The 15,950-nt window shown below is 67.9% G+C and carries 14 protein-coding genes; 10 read left to right on the forward strand and 4 right to left on the reverse strand.

Features of this window, described 5'->3' with window-relative positions:
* Positions 1–17: 17 nt before the first annotated feature.
* Both NL241_RS00685 and NL241_RS00690 read left to right on the forward strand, forming a co-directional pair.
* Positions 18–902: a DMT family transporter gene (locus NL241_RS00685; RefSeq protein ID WP_494396496.1), complete on the forward strand. Its 885-nt coding sequence runs from the start codon at positions 18–20 to the stop codon at positions 900–902.
* A complete protein-coding gene (locus tag NL241_RS00690) occupies positions 890–1,879 on the forward strand; it encodes an MOSC domain-containing protein (protein ID WP_494396497.1) in 990 nt (329 codons plus the stop codon). The genes NL241_RS00685 and NL241_RS00690 overlap by 13 nt, the downstream gene beginning before the upstream one ends.
* A gap of 4 nt (positions 1,880–1,883) precedes the next feature.
* Here the strand turns inward: NL241_RS00690 and NL241_RS00695 are convergent, their stop codons facing one another.
* Positions 1,884–2,186 carry a hypothetical protein gene (locus NL241_RS00695; protein ID WP_487692347.1) on the reverse strand — a complete coding sequence of 101 codons (303 nt, stop codon included), beginning with the start codon at positions 2,184–2,186 and terminating at the stop codon, positions 1,884–1,886.
* 32 nt (positions 2,187–2,218) lie between these two features.
* Positions 2,219–3,769, reverse strand: a complete 1,551-nt coding sequence (locus NL241_RS00700; RefSeq protein WP_487692207.1) for a Rieske 2Fe-2S domain-containing protein — start codon at positions 3,767–3,769, stop codon at positions 2,219–2,221.
* Positions 3,770–3,945: 176 nt separating this feature from the next.
* Here NL241_RS00700 and NL241_RS00705 point away from each other — a divergent pair, with 176 nt between their 5' ends.
* From NL241_RS00705 to NL241_RS00715, 3 genes are read left to right on the forward strand one after another with little or no spacing between them, the layout of a single operon-like run.
* Complete coding sequence (locus NL241_RS00705; RefSeq protein ID WP_487692208.1) at positions 3,946–4,710, forward strand: lysophospholipid acyltransferase family protein; 765 nt, start codon at positions 3,946–3,948, stop codon at positions 4,708–4,710.
* A gap of 6 nt (positions 4,711–4,716) precedes the next feature.
* Positions 4,717–5,463 carry a lysophospholipid acyltransferase family protein gene (locus NL241_RS00710; protein WP_494396498.1) on the forward strand — a complete coding sequence of 249 codons (747 nt, stop codon included), beginning with the start codon at positions 4,717–4,719 and terminating at the stop codon, positions 5,461–5,463.
* Positions 5,460–6,284 carry an HAD family hydrolase gene (locus tag NL241_RS00715; protein ID WP_487692210.1) on the forward strand — a complete coding sequence of 275 codons (825 nt, stop codon included), beginning with the start codon at positions 5,460–5,462 and terminating at the stop codon, positions 6,282–6,284. The genes NL241_RS00710 and NL241_RS00715 overlap by 4 nt, the downstream gene beginning before the upstream one ends.
* Before the next feature lie 12 nt (positions 6,285–6,296).
* Here NL241_RS00715 and NL241_RS00720 read toward each other — a convergent pair whose 3' ends face one another.
* Together NL241_RS00720 and NL241_RS00725 are read right to left on the reverse strand one after the other, a co-directional pair.
* Positions 6,297–7,904 (reverse strand): N-acetylmuramoyl-L-alanine amidase, encoded by a 1,608-nt coding sequence (locus NL241_RS00720; RefSeq protein ID WP_487692211.1) that lies wholly within the window; start codon positions 7,902–7,904, stop codon positions 6,297–6,299.
* A 178-nt stretch (positions 7,905–8,082) separates the two neighbouring features.
* Positions 8,083–8,991: a hypothetical protein gene (locus tag NL241_RS00725; RefSeq protein WP_487692212.1), complete on the reverse strand. Its 909-nt coding sequence runs from the start codon at positions 8,989–8,991 to the stop codon at positions 8,083–8,085.
* A gap of 277 nt (positions 8,992–9,268) precedes the next feature.
* Here NL241_RS00725 and glf point away from each other — a divergent pair, with 277 nt between their 5' ends.
* The 5 genes from glf to aftB are packed head-to-tail and all read left to right on the forward strand — an operon-like array spanning position 9,269 to position 15,787.
* Positions 9,269–10,462, forward strand: coding sequence for a UDP-galactopyranose mutase (gene glf / locus NL241_RS00730; protein ID WP_487692213.1), 1,194 nt, complete (start codon positions 9,269–9,271; stop codon positions 10,460–10,462).
* Positions 10,459–12,405, forward strand: coding sequence for a glycosyltransferase (locus tag NL241_RS00735; RefSeq protein ID WP_487692214.1), 1,947 nt, complete (start codon positions 10,459–10,461; stop codon positions 12,403–12,405). Before glf ends, NL241_RS00735 begins: the two co-directional genes overlap by 4 nt.
* Positions 12,398–12,916, forward strand: a complete 519-nt coding sequence (locus NL241_RS00740) for a phosphatase PAP2 family protein (protein ID WP_494396499.1) — start codon at positions 12,398–12,400, stop codon at positions 12,914–12,916. The genes NL241_RS00735 and NL241_RS00740 overlap by 8 nt, the downstream gene beginning before the upstream one ends.
* Positions 12,913–13,830 carry a decaprenyl-phosphate phosphoribosyltransferase gene (locus tag NL241_RS00745; protein WP_487692216.1) on the forward strand — a complete coding sequence of 306 codons (918 nt, stop codon included), beginning with the start codon at positions 12,913–12,915 and terminating at the stop codon, positions 13,828–13,830. The genes NL241_RS00740 and NL241_RS00745 overlap by 4 nt, the downstream gene beginning before the upstream one ends.
* Positions 13,831–13,834: 4 nt before the next feature.
* Positions 13,835–15,787 carry a terminal beta-(1->2)-arabinofuranosyltransferase gene (gene aftB / locus NL241_RS00750; RefSeq protein WP_494396500.1) on the forward strand — a complete coding sequence of 651 codons (1,953 nt, stop codon included), beginning with the start codon at positions 13,835–13,837 and terminating at the stop codon, positions 15,785–15,787.
* Positions 15,788–15,950: the final 163 nt, after the last annotated feature.

Here is a 15,950-nt window from a genome sequence, read left to right on the forward strand (position 1 = left end):
GCTGTCCACGATGAGGCATGCCCACCCGCACCGACCTGGTCCTGCTGGCCGTCGCCGTTGTCTGGGGGTCCAGCTATCTCGCGGCCCATGAGGTTGTCGCCCCGGATGCCGTGTTCGCCTTCCTGGTACTGCGCTTCGGTGTCGCCGCGGCGGTGCTGGCCGTGGTGCTGGCGCCCCGACTCGCGCAGTTTCGCCGCGAGGAGGTGCTGCTGGGGGTGGTGTTCGGGATGGTCCTGAGCCTGATCCTCACTCTCGAGACGCTCGGGCTGACGCTGACCTCACCGTCCAATGCGGGCCTGCTGATCTCGCTGTCCATCGTGCTGACCCCGCTGCTGAGTGGCCGGCGGCTGCCTGCGCCGTTCTATCCCGCCGCCGGGGTGGCCGTCGCCGGGGTGGCCGTCCTGAGCGGGGGCGCCTTCCACACACCCGGTGGCGGTGACGTGCTGATCCTGCTGGCCGCCGCGGCGCGGGCGGTGCACCTCAACGTGATCGACCGGCTGTCGGTGGGCCGGAGCCTGGACTCCGCGCGGTTGACGTTGGTGCAGCTGGTCGTGGCGCTGGGCGTGTTCGCGATGCTGGCTCCCGTCGGACGTGGTGTCGGCGCCGTCGCCGTCGAGTTGGACACCCGCGGATGGCTGCTGACGGTGTATCTCGCCCTCGGGTGCACGGTGTTCGCCTTCCTGGCGCAGATGTGGGCGGTGCGGCGGACGTCGTCCTCGCGGGTGGGTCTGCTGCTGGGCACCGAGCCGTTGTGGGCCGCCGCGATCGGGGTGCTGGTGGGCGGGGATCCCGTGACGGTGGCCGGGATTGTCGGGGCCGCGCTCATCCTGGCCGGCATCAATTGGGCGCGAATCGTCGAATCGCGCCCGGCTGCTCCTACACTGCAGCCATGGCAGGCGTGACGACCGTGGCTCAGCTGTGGCGGTTCCCGGTGAAGTCGATGGGCGGCAGCCAGGTCCAGCAGTTGCGCATCGATCGGCGCGGTGGCCATGCCGACCGGCTCTGGGCGGTGCGCGATCTGGAGAACGACATCACCGCCTCGGCGCGACGGATCCCGGCGCTGTTGGGGTGCACCGCGCGCTATGCCACCGAGCCCGGCCCCGACGCCGGTCCCGGCAACGTGCCGGAGGTGCTGATCACCTTCCCCGGCGGCGACGACGTGTCCAGCAGTGACCCGCAGGTGCATGCCCGGTTGTCCGAGCTGGTGAGCCGCGACGTCCGGTTGACGGCGCTGGCACCCCTGGACGACACCAGCGCGCACCGGCTCTCGGTGCGCCAGAGCAAGGCCAATTTCGCCGCCGAGGAGGTGCGTCGCGATTTCGGCCTGGACGCCACCGAGGCGCTGCCGGACACCTCCGTCTTCACCACCAAACAGATCTTGACCTTGGCGCGGTTCTCCACTCCGCCAGGCACATTTGTGGATCTGAGTGCCATTCACCTGATGAGCACCACCAGCCTGGCGTCGCTGTCACCGGACGGCTACGACGTGCGCCGGTTCCGGCCCAATGTGGTGGTCACGGTGGACGACCCCGAGGCCGACTTCCCCGAAACCGCGTGGGTGGGGGCGACGGTCGAGATCGGCACGGCGCGTTTGCGTATCACCGTTCCCACCATCCGCTGTGTGGTGCCCACCCGGCCGCAGCCCGGCCTGGAACTGGACCGCACCCTCACCCGCAGGCTGGCCGAGCGCACCGACCGTTTCCTGGGCGTGTACGCCGACGTGACCGGAGCCGGCCTGCTGCGTGTCGGCGACGACGTTGCCGTCCGGATGCCCGCGCCACCCGGAGCGGTGCGCAGCGCAGCGGCTGCTACGGGCAAACTCCTTGTGCGCCAAGTGCAGAAGGTGATCGAGAAGACTCTGCTCCGCGACGGCGGTTAGCGCTCTAACGCTGCAGCAGCTCATCGAGCACGGTCAGAAACTCCTGCGGCCGCGCCGGGGTGAAGGCGGGACGCAATTTGAGGCCCGGCACATCGAGAGTCACCAGGGTGTTCTTCAACGGGCGCTGCAGGTCCAGCGGCAACCAGCGCCGGAGATCGGAGCTACCCCAGATCCGGAACCGCTGCACGAACATGCCGAGATCCTCGGCTTCGTAGCCGCGCACCGATCGCAACGGAATCACTTTCGAGGTGCCGGAGGGAAAGTGGTAACGGCGCAACGTGATGGCCGAGCGGTCCAGCTGGACCATGCCGTCGTCGTAGTACTGCTGGGGCGGTGCGGTCACAGCTTCCGGCTCCGCAACTCGTGGCCCCTGGTGGTCAGGCACCGGCCGCTGTCGAGGTTCCACTGCCACCCGTGGAGGTTGCAGGTCAGTGTATTGCCTTCCACCACACCGAATTTAGAGAGGTCGGCCTTCAGGTGCGGGCACCGGCGCTGCACTTCATAGCCGTCGACGGTGATGGACGCCGAATCGTCGTGGGCCTCGGCGAACCAGCCGTCGGCATAGGCGATCCGCTCGTCGGTGAGGCATTTGAAGAAGGTGTAGAGGTATTCGTTGTAGCCGCCCACCCGCCAGGCGCGGAACCGGGTGGACAAGAAGATGGTGTTCACCCAGTCGGGCTCGCGATCGCGCAACACGGTGCGCACCAACTCCGGGGCGATCTCGAAACCGTAGCGGAACTTCTCATCCGGAATGGCTTCGCGTACCGCGCGTTTGGGGAAGTCCAGCACCACAGTCTCCGCGCCGAGACGCAATTCCACCGGGTAGCCGATCCCGTCGCAGATCTGATCGGTCTGGATCATGATCGGCTCGAAGACCTCACGCAGCGGCTCGAGCAGCGACTCGCCGGAGGCCGGCGCCCAGCGGGCCTTCTCCGCGGCCAGCACGGGCGCCATCCGTTCGGCGTAGTCGGCGATATAGGCCGCCTTGCCGGTGGTGAAGATGGCCTCGACGTCGTCGACCGGCAGCGGGTGCGTGAGCGAGACAAGCTCCGAGCCGGCGAAATCCGCCCGCGTGCCCGGGATCATCAGCAACCCACGATCGTGGCCGTGGGTGCGCATCTGCTCCAGGAAGACCATCTGGTCGGGGAAGATGTTGGCCGGGTCGCCGTGGTCGTCGTTGAGGAAACGCAGGTCGTCATCGAGGAAGCACGGCGGCCCCGCCGACGGGACCACCCAGGTGGCACCCACCTGCGCGATGTACTGGCGGCAGCGGTCCATCTGGCGTTGGCGTTTCTGGGTGCCGAACGCCGCCTTGGCGCGTTCGGGCATGTCGTAGACCATCGGGTACCAGATGGCGCCGGAGAACTGCAGCATGTGCACGTCGATGTGACCGAATTGCACGTCGAGAGCCTCGAGATCTACGGGGCGGGCGTCGTTCATGTTGAACGCCACCGTCTCGCCGTCGGAGACCACCAGCCCGGAGTCGCCGATCGGTCCGTCGGCGGGGGCACGCAAGGCGATGATCATCACGTCGAGGTCGCCCTTGGGTCCGCTGACGCGGTGCTTCGTCGAGTCGGTGGTTTCGAAGAAGCGGTGGAACCCGAGCGCTTCCAACTCCCGGCGCAGATCCGGCACCGGGTAATCGGGCAGCAGCACCGTGGCGTCCTTGTTGACGTGGCGGCGCAGGTTCTCCGGATCGAAGTGATCCTTGTGCAGGTGGGAGACGTAGAGGTAGTCGCAGTCCCCGAGGGAGTCCCAGTCCAGCCGGCTGTTGTCGGGGAACGGGAACCACGACCCGAAGTAGGCGGGGTTGACCCACGGGTCACACAAGATGGTGCCCGCGTGCGTCTCAATCAGAAAGCCGGCGTGACCGACGCTGGTGACCTGCACAAAAACCTCTCTGGTAAGAACCGGAGCCCCGCCGAAAAGCGCTGCGAAGGCAACGAGGCACCGTCCCGAGCTTAGCTGTCGCCGGGGTTGCGAGCCGCACGCCGGAGGGCCCCGGTATCGGGGACCAAAGACCGTCGAATTCGCGGCGTCGCCGCAGGGCGATAGGCTCGACAGTTGTGGAACCGGTATATGGCACCGTCATCCAGCTTGCGCGGCTCACCTGGAAGCTGCAGGGGCTGAAGTTCACGGTGACCGGGGTCGAGAACCTGCCCCGCACCGGAGGCGCGGTCATTGCGATCAACCACACCAGTTACTTCGACTTCACCTTCGCCGGCCTGCCCGCCTACCGGCAGGGGCTGGGCCGCAAGGTGCGGTTCATGGCGAAGCGGGAAGTCTTCGACCACAAGATCACCGGACCCATCATGCGCAGCCTGCGGCACATCGAGGTGGACCGCGCCGCGGGTGCCGAATCGTTCGACGAGGCCTGCAAGCGGCTCAAGGACGGGGAGTTCGTCGGCGTCTATCCCGAGGCGACCATCAGCCGCAGCTTCGAGATCAAAGAGTTCAAATCCGGTGCCGCACGCATGGCCATCGCGGCCGACGTCCCGATCGTGCCGCACATCGTGTGGGGCGCTCAGCGCATCTGGACCAAGGACCACCCGAAGAAGATGTGGCGGCCCAAGGTGCCCATCACCATCGCCGTCGGCGAACCGATCCAGCCCACCCTGCCGGCTGCCGAGCTCACCGAACTGCTGCATCACCGGATGCAGCACCTGCTCGAGCACGTGCAGGAGAGTTACGGTCCGCACCCGCCCGGTGAGTTCTGGGTGCCGCACCGGCTCGGTGGCGGCGCCCCCTCGCTGGCCGAGGCGGCGCGGTTGGACGCGGAGGAGGCCGCCCGGCGTGCGCAGGCCAGAGTCGAACGGCCCGGTGCGGGGTAGGCGTGCATGGAGCCGGTTTTCCGAACACTCGAGATCACGGCTGAAACCCTCGTCAGAGTCACCGGCACCGCGATCACCTACGAACGACTGGACAACATCCCGACGGTGGGTGGGGCAGTGGTGGCCATCAACCACACCAGCTACCTCGACTGGCTGCCGGCCGCGCTGGCGGCCAAGCGCCGCGGTCGGCGGATGCGTTTCATGATCAAGGCCGAGATGCAGCGGGTGAGGCTGGTCAACTACCTGATCAAGCACACCAGAACCATCCCGGTGGACCGCCGCGCCGGGGCCGAGGCCTATGCCGTCGCCGTGCAGCGGCTGCGGGAAGGCGAACTGGTGGGCGTGTATCCCGAGGCCACCATCAGCCGCAGTTTCGAGCTCAAGGGCTTCAAGACCGGCGCGGCGCGGATGGCGCTGGAGGCGCAGGTGCCCGTCGTCCCCCTGATCGTGTGGGGGGCGCAGCGCATCTGGACGAAGGATCATCCGAAGCACCTGGGCCGCAACAAGATTCCCATCACGGTCAACGTCGGCCCGGCGATCCCGCCGACCGGCAGCCCGGCAGAGTTGGATACGGCCATCCGTGCGGGGATGTCCGCAGTGTTGGATCAGGTGCAACAGCACTACCCACGGTCGCGCGGCGCCTACTGGCAGCCGAAGCGGCTCGGCGGGACAGCCCCGACCATCGAGGAGGCGACATTGCTCGACCAGGCCGAGCTCGCCGAGCGCGCCCGCAGGCAGGCGGAACGAGGTTGACCGACACGAAACCGCCCGCGCTGATCGCCACCGACGTCGACGGAACCCTGCTCGACGACGACGAGAACGTCACCCCGCGCACCCGGGACGCCGTGCGCGCCGCGGTGGACGCGGGGACGACGTTCATTCTTGCCACCGGCAGACCGCCGCGCTGGATCCATCCCGTGGTGGACGCGCTGGGCTTCGCGCCGATGTCGGTGTGCGCCAACGGCGCCGTGCTCTACGACCCGGCCACCGACCGGATCCTGTCCGCACGAACGTTGTCGGCGGACATTCTCACGGTGCTGGCGGAGATCGCGATGCGCGTCATCCCGGGAGCGGGGCTGGCCGTGGAGCGGGTGGGTAACAGCGCACACGACGCCGCCACCCCGCAGTTCGTCAGCTCGCCGGGTTACGAGCACGCCTGGCTGAACCCGGACAACACCGAGGTGTCGATCGAGGACCTGTTGTCCGCGCCGGCGGTCAAGCTGCTGATTCGCAAAGCGGGCGCGCGCAGTGCGGACATGGCTGCCGAGCTGGAGAAGCACATCGGCATCGAAGGCGATATCACCTACAGCACCAACAACGGACTCATCGAGATCGTGCCGCTGGGCATCAGCAAGGCCACCGGTGTGGAGGAAGTGGCCAAGCCGCTCGGCATCGGCGCCGAAGAGATCGTCACCTTCGGCGACATGCCCAACGACGTCCCGATGCTGCGGTGGGCCGGCCACGGGGTGGCGATGGGCAACGCGCACCCCGAGGCGGTGGAAGCCGCCGACGAGGTGACGGCGCGTAATTCCGAGGACGGGCTGGCGCAGGTGCTCGAACGTTTCTGGAACTGACGCCCGGGGCAGCTAGTCGAGGGTGATCGGGGTGAAGCGCTCGAGCTGCACGGGCGGGCCGTCGGGCCCCAGCGGGGGTAGTTCCTGGGCCACCCCGTCGACCACGCGGGTCACCAGCCCGGTTTCCCGGTCGAAGTTCAGGGTGCCGTGCTGGAAGTTCTGCTTGATCCACTGCGGTTCGTGGATCTCGCCGCTGGTGGGCAGTCCGAGCAGGCCACGTTCGTAGCCGAGGGCGGCCCAGGCGTCGTAGATGGCGCCGCCCACGGGTTGCGCGCCGCTGTCCGGTGACCAGTAGATGGCGCCCCGGGCGAAGGTGACGTAGCGGGCATTGCCGGTGGCGGTGGCTTCGGGACCGCGGGGTGCGCCCAGCAGGCTGGTGTCGCCGCCCATCCGCTTCCACTTGGTGTGGATGGCGCCGCCGCGTAGCCGGTCCTCGAGGGTGATGGGGCCGACGGGTTCGTTGAACCGGGCGGCGATGTCGCGGATCTGGTCCATCGCGGCGTAGGCGGCGTCGCCGGGGCACTCGGTGTTGCCGACGTCACGGTGGGTGAAGATGGTCGGCAGCGTGGGCGTGGTGCCGCGGGGGAAGTGGGTGTAGGCCCCGCCGGCGGACGTGAGTTGCAGGAAGCCCTTGGGGTCGACGTTGTCGAGCCCGAGCCGCCAGCCGAGCAGGCGCCCGGTGGTGCGGATCTGGATGTCGGTGGGCGGGGTCACCTGGAAGTCGCCGATCATCGCCACACCCCAGGTATCGGTGTTGAAGCCGCCCGTGTGGCCGCCCTCGACGGGCCGGTCCATCCCGCCTGCGCGGCCCTCGAACACCTGCCCGTACTTGTCCACCAGCGCGTTGTAGGCGATGTCGCACCAGCCCAGGGTGCGGGTGTGGTAGGCGTAGGCCGCCCGCACGATCGCCGCGGAGTCCTGCGGGGCGTAGTCGTTGCTGCCCGCCGTGTGGTGCACGACGGCCGCGCGGACACCTTTGTCGTAGCGCGGGCCGCCGCATTTCATCGACTCGTCGGCACCCCACTGTGCGCGGCTGATGACGCTGGGCGGCTGTCCTGGCGCCAGCACGCCCGTGGGTGCGGTGAACTGCAGGTCGGCCGGTGCCTGCGGCGGGGTGATCAGGATCGCCGACATGTTCTGGGCCAGCGACCGTTCGGTGCTGGCGGGGCGGTAACCCAACTCGGGGCCGTCGTCCGCGGGGGGTGCGGTGGTCACGGGTGCGCCGGGCGGGCGGGTCACCGAGATCTGCACGGCGTTGGTGAGGCCGACGAACACCGGGTCGGTACCGCGCAGACCGGTGTCGTCCGGATTGGTCTGCAGCGCCTCGGCGTCGTACCAGGGGCCCCACTTGCCGTCACCGTGTTTGGCGCGCACCTTGACTTCGGTTCCGGTCAGGTCGTCGCCGGTGAGGGCCACCATCGAGAACGGGGCGTCTTGGGTGATCTCCCGGACGGTCTCGCCACCGCCGAGGCCGGCCAGGGGTTCTTCGACCAGCCGGGTGTCGGCGGCCTGCGGTACATCCACGCCGGGCGGAACACCGTCGATGGCCCACGGCACCAGGACCACCGACGCCGCGATGGCGGTGAGGAGCAGCAGTGGTGCGGGACGACGACGCGGCACGGCCCGATGTTACGTATGCGCTAGTTGTTACTGATGTTTCGACACGGCATTAATGGGAAGCGTGTGAAATTTGTGGCGACGTGCCACCTGCAACGGCACCGCAGGGTTTTGTGGGCTCGTGGAGGGGGTTGGGGTGAGCCCACCCCTGCGGTGCCGTTTGGTTACAGGCTTTGTCAGATCAGGCGGGCGGGGGTGGCACCGGCAGCGGCGCGGCGGCCGCGGCCGGCTGGGCCGACTTGATGGCGCCCATGATGCCCGGCATCACCACACCCTTGAGCAGGTCGATCGCCTGTCCCGCGCCCAGTGACTGCGCGGCGCTGCTCAGGTCGCTGATCAGGCCGCCGCCACCGGTCGCCGCCGCGGGCACGCCCAGGCCCAGCGACGGATCGCCCAGGATCGGGTAGGTGCCCGCCATCGGATCCAGTCCGATCGGAGCGCTGATCGGAACCTCACCGGGCACCCCGAGGCCCAGGCCCGGAGACGAGACCGGCAGGGCGCCGGGCACCGTCAACGCGGGGTCGGGCACACCCAGGCCGGGCGTGGTGAGCCCGGGGCTGGTCAGCGCCGGGTTGGTCAGGCTGGCGTCGGTGAGCGACGCGCCCGGCACGGTGACCGGCGGAACGGTGGCACTGGGCGCCGTCAGGCCGGGCGTTGTCAGGCCAGGCGTCGTCAGGCCAGGCGTTGTCAACCCAGGGGTGGACAGGCCAGGCGTCGTCAAACCAGGCGTCGTCAAGGCGGGGGTGGTGAGACCCGGCGTCGTCAGCGCCGGTGTGGTCAGGCCCGGGGTGGTCAGCGCCGGCGTGGTGAGGCCGGGGCTGGTCAGCCCGGCGCCTGCGGTCGGCATGGCCCCGGCCGGGCTCAGACCGGTCGGCAGCGGCGGCAGGGTGATGCCGAACTGCGACAGGCCCTGCGACAGCGCAGAGATCAGCTCGTTCGGAAGATCGGTCACATACGCGGCCTGCGTGAACTCACGCTGCTGCGGAATGTCGGCACTGGTGACAGCAACAACTGCAAAAGGACTCGCGACTGCCAGGGCGGCGACTGCGCTCATGGCTGTCGAGAGCTTGCGTCGACGTCGGTTCGGCACGGAAGTCTCCTCAATATCTGGACTACGTGTGTTCTGGATAAGCAACGTGTTCGATGGTAGGGGCGTGACTGGTGTGACTAGAGTGGCGAGACCGAATCGTGAACGAATCGCGATGTTGGTCTGTCATGCCGTTGCCGGCGCGCAATCCGAACCCCTGCCTGGTCGCAGCGCCGCCACGGCCGCGGCAGGCGAACCCGGACGCAACAGCTGGGTAACGACGAGTTGCGCCGCGCGGCCCGATCGGTCACAGGGCGGCGGTCGGATACCCTGACTGCCGATGACTTACGACCTGTTTGTTGTCGGGTCCGGATTCTTCGGCCTGACCATTGCCGAGCGCGTAGCGACCCAGCTGGACAAGCGGGTCCTCGTCCTCGATCGGCGTCCCCACATCGGCGGTAACGCCTACTCCGAACCCGAGCCGCAGACCGGCATCGAGGTCCACAAGTACGGCGCACACCTGTTCCACACCTCCAACAAGCGGGTGTGGGATTACGTGCGGCAGTTCACCGAGTTCACCTCCTACCAGCACCGCGTCTTCGCCATGTACAACGGGCAGGCCTACCAGTTCCCGATGGGCCTGGGCCTGGTGTCGCAGTTCTTCGGTCGCTACTTCACCCCCGACGAGGCCAGGGCGCTGATCAAGGAGCAGGCCAGCGAAATTTCGGCGATCGACGCCGCTAATTTCGAAGAGAAGGCCATCTCACTGATCGGGCGCCCGCTCTACGAGGCTTTCGTCAAGCACTACACGGCCAAGCAGTGGCAGACCGATCCCAAGGATCTGCCCGCTGCCAACATCACCCGGCTACCGGTGCGCTACACCTTCGACAACCGCTACTTCAACGACACCTACGAGGGCCTGCCGGTCGACGGCTACACCGCGTGGCTGGAGAACATGGCCGCCGACGAGCGTATCGACGTCCGGCTGGACACCGACTGGTTCGACGTGCGCGAGTCGCTGCGCGAAGCGTCCCCGTCGGCTCCGGTTGTCTACACCGGCCCGCTGGACCGCTACTTCGACTACGCCGAGGGCCGACTCGGCTGGCGCACACTGGATTTCGAGGTCGACGTACTCGAAACCGGGGATTTTCAGGGCACTCCGGTGATGAACTACAACGATCCCGACGTGCCCTACACCCGGATCCACGAGTTCCGGCACTTCCACCCCGAGCGGGCCTACCCGGAAGACAAGACGGTCATCATGCGGGAGTTCTCGCGATTCGCCGCCGACGATGACGAGCCCTACTACCCGATCAACACCGAGGCCGACCGCTCGCTGCTGACCGCCTACCGCACCAGGGCGAAGAAGGAGACCGCAGAAGCCAAGGTGCTCTTCGGTGGCCGGCTGGGCACCTACCAGTACCTCGACATGCACATGGCGATCGCCAGTGCGCTCAACATGTACGACAACACCCTGGCGCCGCACCTTGTCGATGGTGCGCCGCTGGGTGAGACAGGCACAGAAAGCTCATGAGCGAGATTCCCTCCGGCGCACTGGCCGCCGACGAGTCACGGGCGGTCAGCCTGCTGGCCCGCGTCATCCTGCCCCGCCCCGGCGAACCACTGGACGTCCGCAAGCTCTACATCGAGGAATCGGACACCAACGCCAAGCGTGCGCACGCCCCGACCCGCACCGAACTCGAGATCGGCGCCGAATCCGAGGTGTCGTTCGCGACGTACTTCAACGCGTTCCCGGCCAGCTACTGGCGTCGGTGGTCGACGCTGGAGTCGGTGGTGCTGCGGGTGGAGTTGAGCGGCAGCGCGCGCGTGGATGTCTACCGGTCCAAGGCCACCGGGGCCCGCATCACCGTCGGCGGTGCACCGATCGCCAGCGGCGACGACGGCAAGCCCGCCGTCGTGGAGTTCGAGATCGAGCTCACCCCGTTCGAGGACGGCGGCTGGATCTGGTTCGACATCACCACCAACGCCCAATGCACGCTGCACAACGCAGGCTGGTACGCACCGGTCGCGGCGCCGGGCCGCGCAAACGTCGCCGTCGGTATCCCCACCTTCAACCGGCCCTCGGACTGCGTCAACGCGCTGGCCGCACTGACCTCGGATCCCTTGGTGGACAAGGTGATCACCGCGGTCATCGTGTCGGACCAGGGCACCAAGAAGGCCAAGGACCACCCCGACTTCGCCGCGGCGGCCGCCGCCCTGGGTGACCGGCTCACGATTCACAACCAGCCCAACCTGGGCGGGTCCGGCGGCTACAGCCGCGTGATGTACGAGGCGCTGAAGAACACCGACTGCGAACAGATCCTGTTCATGGACGACGACATTCGCGTCGAACCCGATTCGATCCTGCGGGCGCTGGCGCTCAACCGGTTCGCCAAGACCCCGACCCTGGTGGGCGGCCAGATGCTCAACCTGCAGGAACCGTCGCATCTGCACGTCATGGGTGAGATGGTCGACGCCACCAACTTCATGTGGACCAACGCCGTCAACACCGAATACGACCACAACTTCGCCAAGTACCCCCTCAACGACGAAGAGGAGTACCGCAGCAGGCTGCTGCACCGGCGCGTCGACGTCGACTACAACGGCTGGTGGATGTGCATGATCCCGCGGCAGGTCGCCGAGGAACTCGGCCAGCCGCTGCCGCTGTTCATCAAATGGGACGACGCCGACTACGGTCTGCGCGCCGGTGAACACGGCTATCCCACCGTCACCTTGCCCGGCGCCGCGATCTGGCACATGGCGTGGAGCGACAAGGACGACGCGATCGACTGGCAGGCGTACTTCCACCTGCGCAACCGGTTGGTGGTGGCCGCCCTGCACTGGGACGGCAACATCAAGGGACTGCTCGCGAGCCATCTCAAGGCCACCATCAAACACCTTCTGTGCCTTGAGTATTCGACCGTCGCGATCCAGAACAAGGCGATGGACGACTTCCTGGCCGGGCCGGAGCACATCTTCTCGATCCTGGAGTCCGCGCTGCCCGACATCCGCAAGATGCGCGAGCAGTTCCCCGACGCGGTGGTGCTGCCCAGCGCCACCACCTTGCCCACCCCGTCGGACAAGCGGTGGCGCAAGAAGGTCAGCATTCCCGTTGGGCCGGTGGCGATCTCGTGGCGGTTGGCCCGCGGCGTGCTGCACCAGCTCACCACGCACGACCCCGAGCACCACCGGCGCCCGCAGATCAACGTCGCCACCCAGGATGCCCGCTGGTTCTCGCTGAGCAAGGTCGACGGCGTCACCGTCACCACCGCCGACGGCCGCGGCGTCGTCTTCCGGCAGCGCGACCGCGCGAAGATGTTCGCACTGCTACGCGAATCGCTGAAACGCCAGGCGCTTCTGGGCCGCAGGTTCAACCGCATGCGCCGGGAGTACCGCGCCGCGCTGCCGACGCTGACCAGCACGCAGAAGTGGGAGACCGTTCTGTTGGACTCTGACGCGAAAGCCATCGATGTCTGACACTCCGCGCGGCGAGGACGCCGTGTTGGTGGCGGTGCAGTCCGCGCTTGCCGACAAACCGGGTGTGCTGCCCGCCGCCACGGCGCTGTCCCATTTCGGTGAGCATGCCCAAGGCTGGCTGGGTCTGGCCGTGCTCGGTGCCCTGGTCCAGCCCCGCAAGCGCCGGGCCTGGCTGGCGGCCGGGTTGGGTGCACTGCTGGCCCACGCCTCGGCCATCGCCATCAAATTCGCCGTGGGCCGGCAGCGGCCCAGCCATCCCGATATCGCGGTCAACGTCGGCACGCCGAGCAAGCTCAGCTTCCCGTCGGCGCATGCCACCTCCAGCACCGCGGCGGCGATCCTGCTCGGCAAGGCCAGCGGTCTGCCGCTGCCCGCGATCGTCATCCCGCCGATGGTGTTGTCCCGCTTGGTACTCGGGGTGCACTACCCCAGCGATGTGGCCACCGGCGTGGCGGTGGGCGCGGCGGTCGCCAAGGGTGTGGATCTCGTTCTCAAGGAGTCGCGGTCGTGAGTGAAGAAGCTGCGCCGGTCGCCGGACCGCCGAAGAACCTCGCCTCGGGCATCGTCAAGGCGCTGCGTCCTCGGCAGTGGGTGAAGAACCTGCTGGTGCTGGCGGCCCCGCTGGCCGCACTCGGCGGCGACGTCCGCTACGACTACGTCGACGTGCTGACCAAGGTCGGGATCGCCTTCGTGGTCTTCTGTCTGGCCGCATCGTGTGTCTACCTGGTCAACGACGCCCGCGATGTTGAGGCGGACCGGGCCCATCCCACCAAGCGGTTCCGCCCCATCGCCGCCGGCGTGGTGCCCGAAGGCCTGGCCTACGGCCTGGCCATCGTGCTGGGGGTGGCCTCGTTGGTGATCTCCTGGCTCACCACACCGGATCTCGCGGTGGTGATGGCCCTCTACATCGTGATCCAGCTGGCGTACTGCTTCGGCCTCAAACACCAAGCAGTGCTGGACATCTGCATCGTCTCCTCAGGCTTCCTGATCCGGGCCATCGCCGGCGGCGTGGCCGCCGACATCCCGCTGTCGCAGTGGTTCCTCCTGGTGATGGCGTTCGGCTCGTTGTTCATGGCGGCCGGAAAGCGCTACGCCGAACTGCAGCTCGCCGAACGCACCGGCGCCAAGATCCGGAAGTCGTTGGAGGCCTACACCAGTAGCTACCTGCGCTTCGTGTGGACGCTGTCGGCCACCGCCGTGGTGCTCTGCTACGGCCTGTGGGCCTTCGAGCGTGACGGCGGCGGAGGCGGGTCCTGGTTCGCGGTCTCGATGGTGCCGTTCACGGTTGCGATCCTGCGCTATGCCGTCGACATCGACGGTGGGCTGGCCGGTGAGCCGGAGGATATCGCGCTGCGGGACCGCGTGCTGCAGTTCCTGGCGGTGGCCTGGATCGGAACGGTCGGTGCCGCGGCCGTCCTCAGCTGAGGCCGTGCTGGTGCCCAGGCTCGGTTGGTCGGTACGGATCAGCCTGTGGCTCAGCGTGGTCGTCGCGGCGGGACTGTTCGCATGGGGCGCCTGGCAGCGACGCTGGATCGCCGATGACGGCCTCATCGTGCTGCGGACCGTGCGTAATCTGTTGGCCGGCAACGGCCCGGTGTTCAACGCCGGTGAGCGCGTCGAATCCAACACCTCCACCGTGTGGACGTATCTGACCTACTTCGGCAGCGTCATCGGCGGCCCCATCCGGCTCGAGTACATCGCGCTGGCGCTGGCGTTGGGGCTCAGCGTCATCGGTGTGATCCTGGTGATGCTCGGCACCGCGCGGTTGTACACCCCCGGCCTGCGGGGCCGCCGGGCACTGCTGCTGCCGGCCGGCGTCCTGGTCTACATCGCGATCCCCCCGGCGCGTGATTTCGCCACCTCCGGCCTGGAGAACGGGCTGGTCATCAGCTATCTGGGGCTGTTGTGGTGGATGCTGGTCTGCTGGTCGCAGGCACCTCGCACGGCCGCCGCGCGCGGACAGGCCGGCGGAGATGCGGCCGGGCCCTGGTTCACCGGCGCACTCGCGTTCGTCGCCGGTCTGTCGGTGCTGGTGCGCCCCGAGCTCGCACTCATCGGCGGGCTGGCGTTGGTGATGATGCTCATCGCGGCCCGCCGCTGGAGCACCCGGACGCTCATCGTGGTGGCGGGCGGGCTGCTGCCGGTGGGCTACCAGATCTTCCGCATGGGGTACTACGTGCTGATCGTTCCCGGCACCGCCGTCGCCAAGGACGCGTCCGGGGCGAAGTGGGCCCAGGGCTGGATCTATCTGACCAACTTCAATCAGCCGTATCTGTTGTGGATCCCGGCGGTTCTGCTGGTCGGCCTCGGCGTGCTGTTGGCGCTGTCGCGGGCCCGGTCCCCGCGGCCCCGCAGCAGCGCGCCGGCCGACTACGGGCGGATTGCCCGCACCGTGCAGAGCCCGGCGGCGATCGTCGTCTTCTTCGTGCTGAGCGGGCTGCTCCAGGGTGTTTACTGGGTGCGCCAAGGCGGCGATTTCATGCACGGCCGGGTGTTGCTGACGCCGGTGTTCTGCATGCTCGCCCCGATCGCGGTGATCCCGGTCGTGAGCCCGGCCGGGGCCCGCTTCTCCCGCGAGGCGGGTCTGGTGGTGGCAGGCGCCACCACGGTGCTGTGGGCCGCGGTGATCGGATGGACGGTGTGGGCGGCCAACTCACCGGGAATGGGCAAGGACGCCACCCGGGTGACCTACAGCGGCATCGTCGACGAGCGCCGTTTCTACGCCCAGGCCACCGGCAACGCCCACCCGCTGACGGCCGCCGACTACCTGGACTATCCACGGATGCGCGCCATGGTGGTGGCCATCAACAACACTCCCGACGGCGCGCTGCTGCTGCCGGCTGGCAACTACGACATGTGGGATGTGGTGCCGGCCGTGCCGCCCCCTGCGGGGCTCACCCCGGCGGAGCGGCGGAACTACAAGGGCCCGCACACAGTGTATTTCACCAACATGGGCATGACGGCCATGAACGTCGGCCTCGACGTGCGGGTCATCGACCAGATCGGCTTGGCAAACCCGCTGGCCGCGCACACCCAGCGGCTGGAGGACGGCCGGATCGGCCACGACAAGAATCTGTACCCGGATTGGGCGATCGCGGAGGGGCCGTTCCTCAAGACCAAGGAGTGGATTCCCTCCTATATCGACGAGAACTGGATCATCCAGGCCGAGGCCGCGCTGAAATGCCCTGCCACGGAATCGGTGCTGTCGTCGATCCGGGGTCCGCTCGGGCCACGCAGGTTCCTGTCGAACGTGCTGCATGCGTACCAGTACACCCAGTACCGGATCGATCGGGTGCCCCAGTACGAGCTGCTCCGCTGCGGGCTGGATGAGCCCGTTCTGAACGTGACCCCTTACACTGGCTTACCGGCATCGGGTCCTTGAGTGTTGGTTGACTATTGGCCGACAGGGATCCCAATCGGTAACGCTGAGTAGTTCTTGCAGCGATACCCAGTCATGTGTGGACACCACCGCGAGCTGTGCCACGGAACCGTTGCGTTTGACGACAACGCCGCGACATTGACGAACGAACGGACGGTGTAGACCA

It is taken from the genome of Mycolicibacterium sp. SMGY-1XX, from assembly GCF_059132455.1.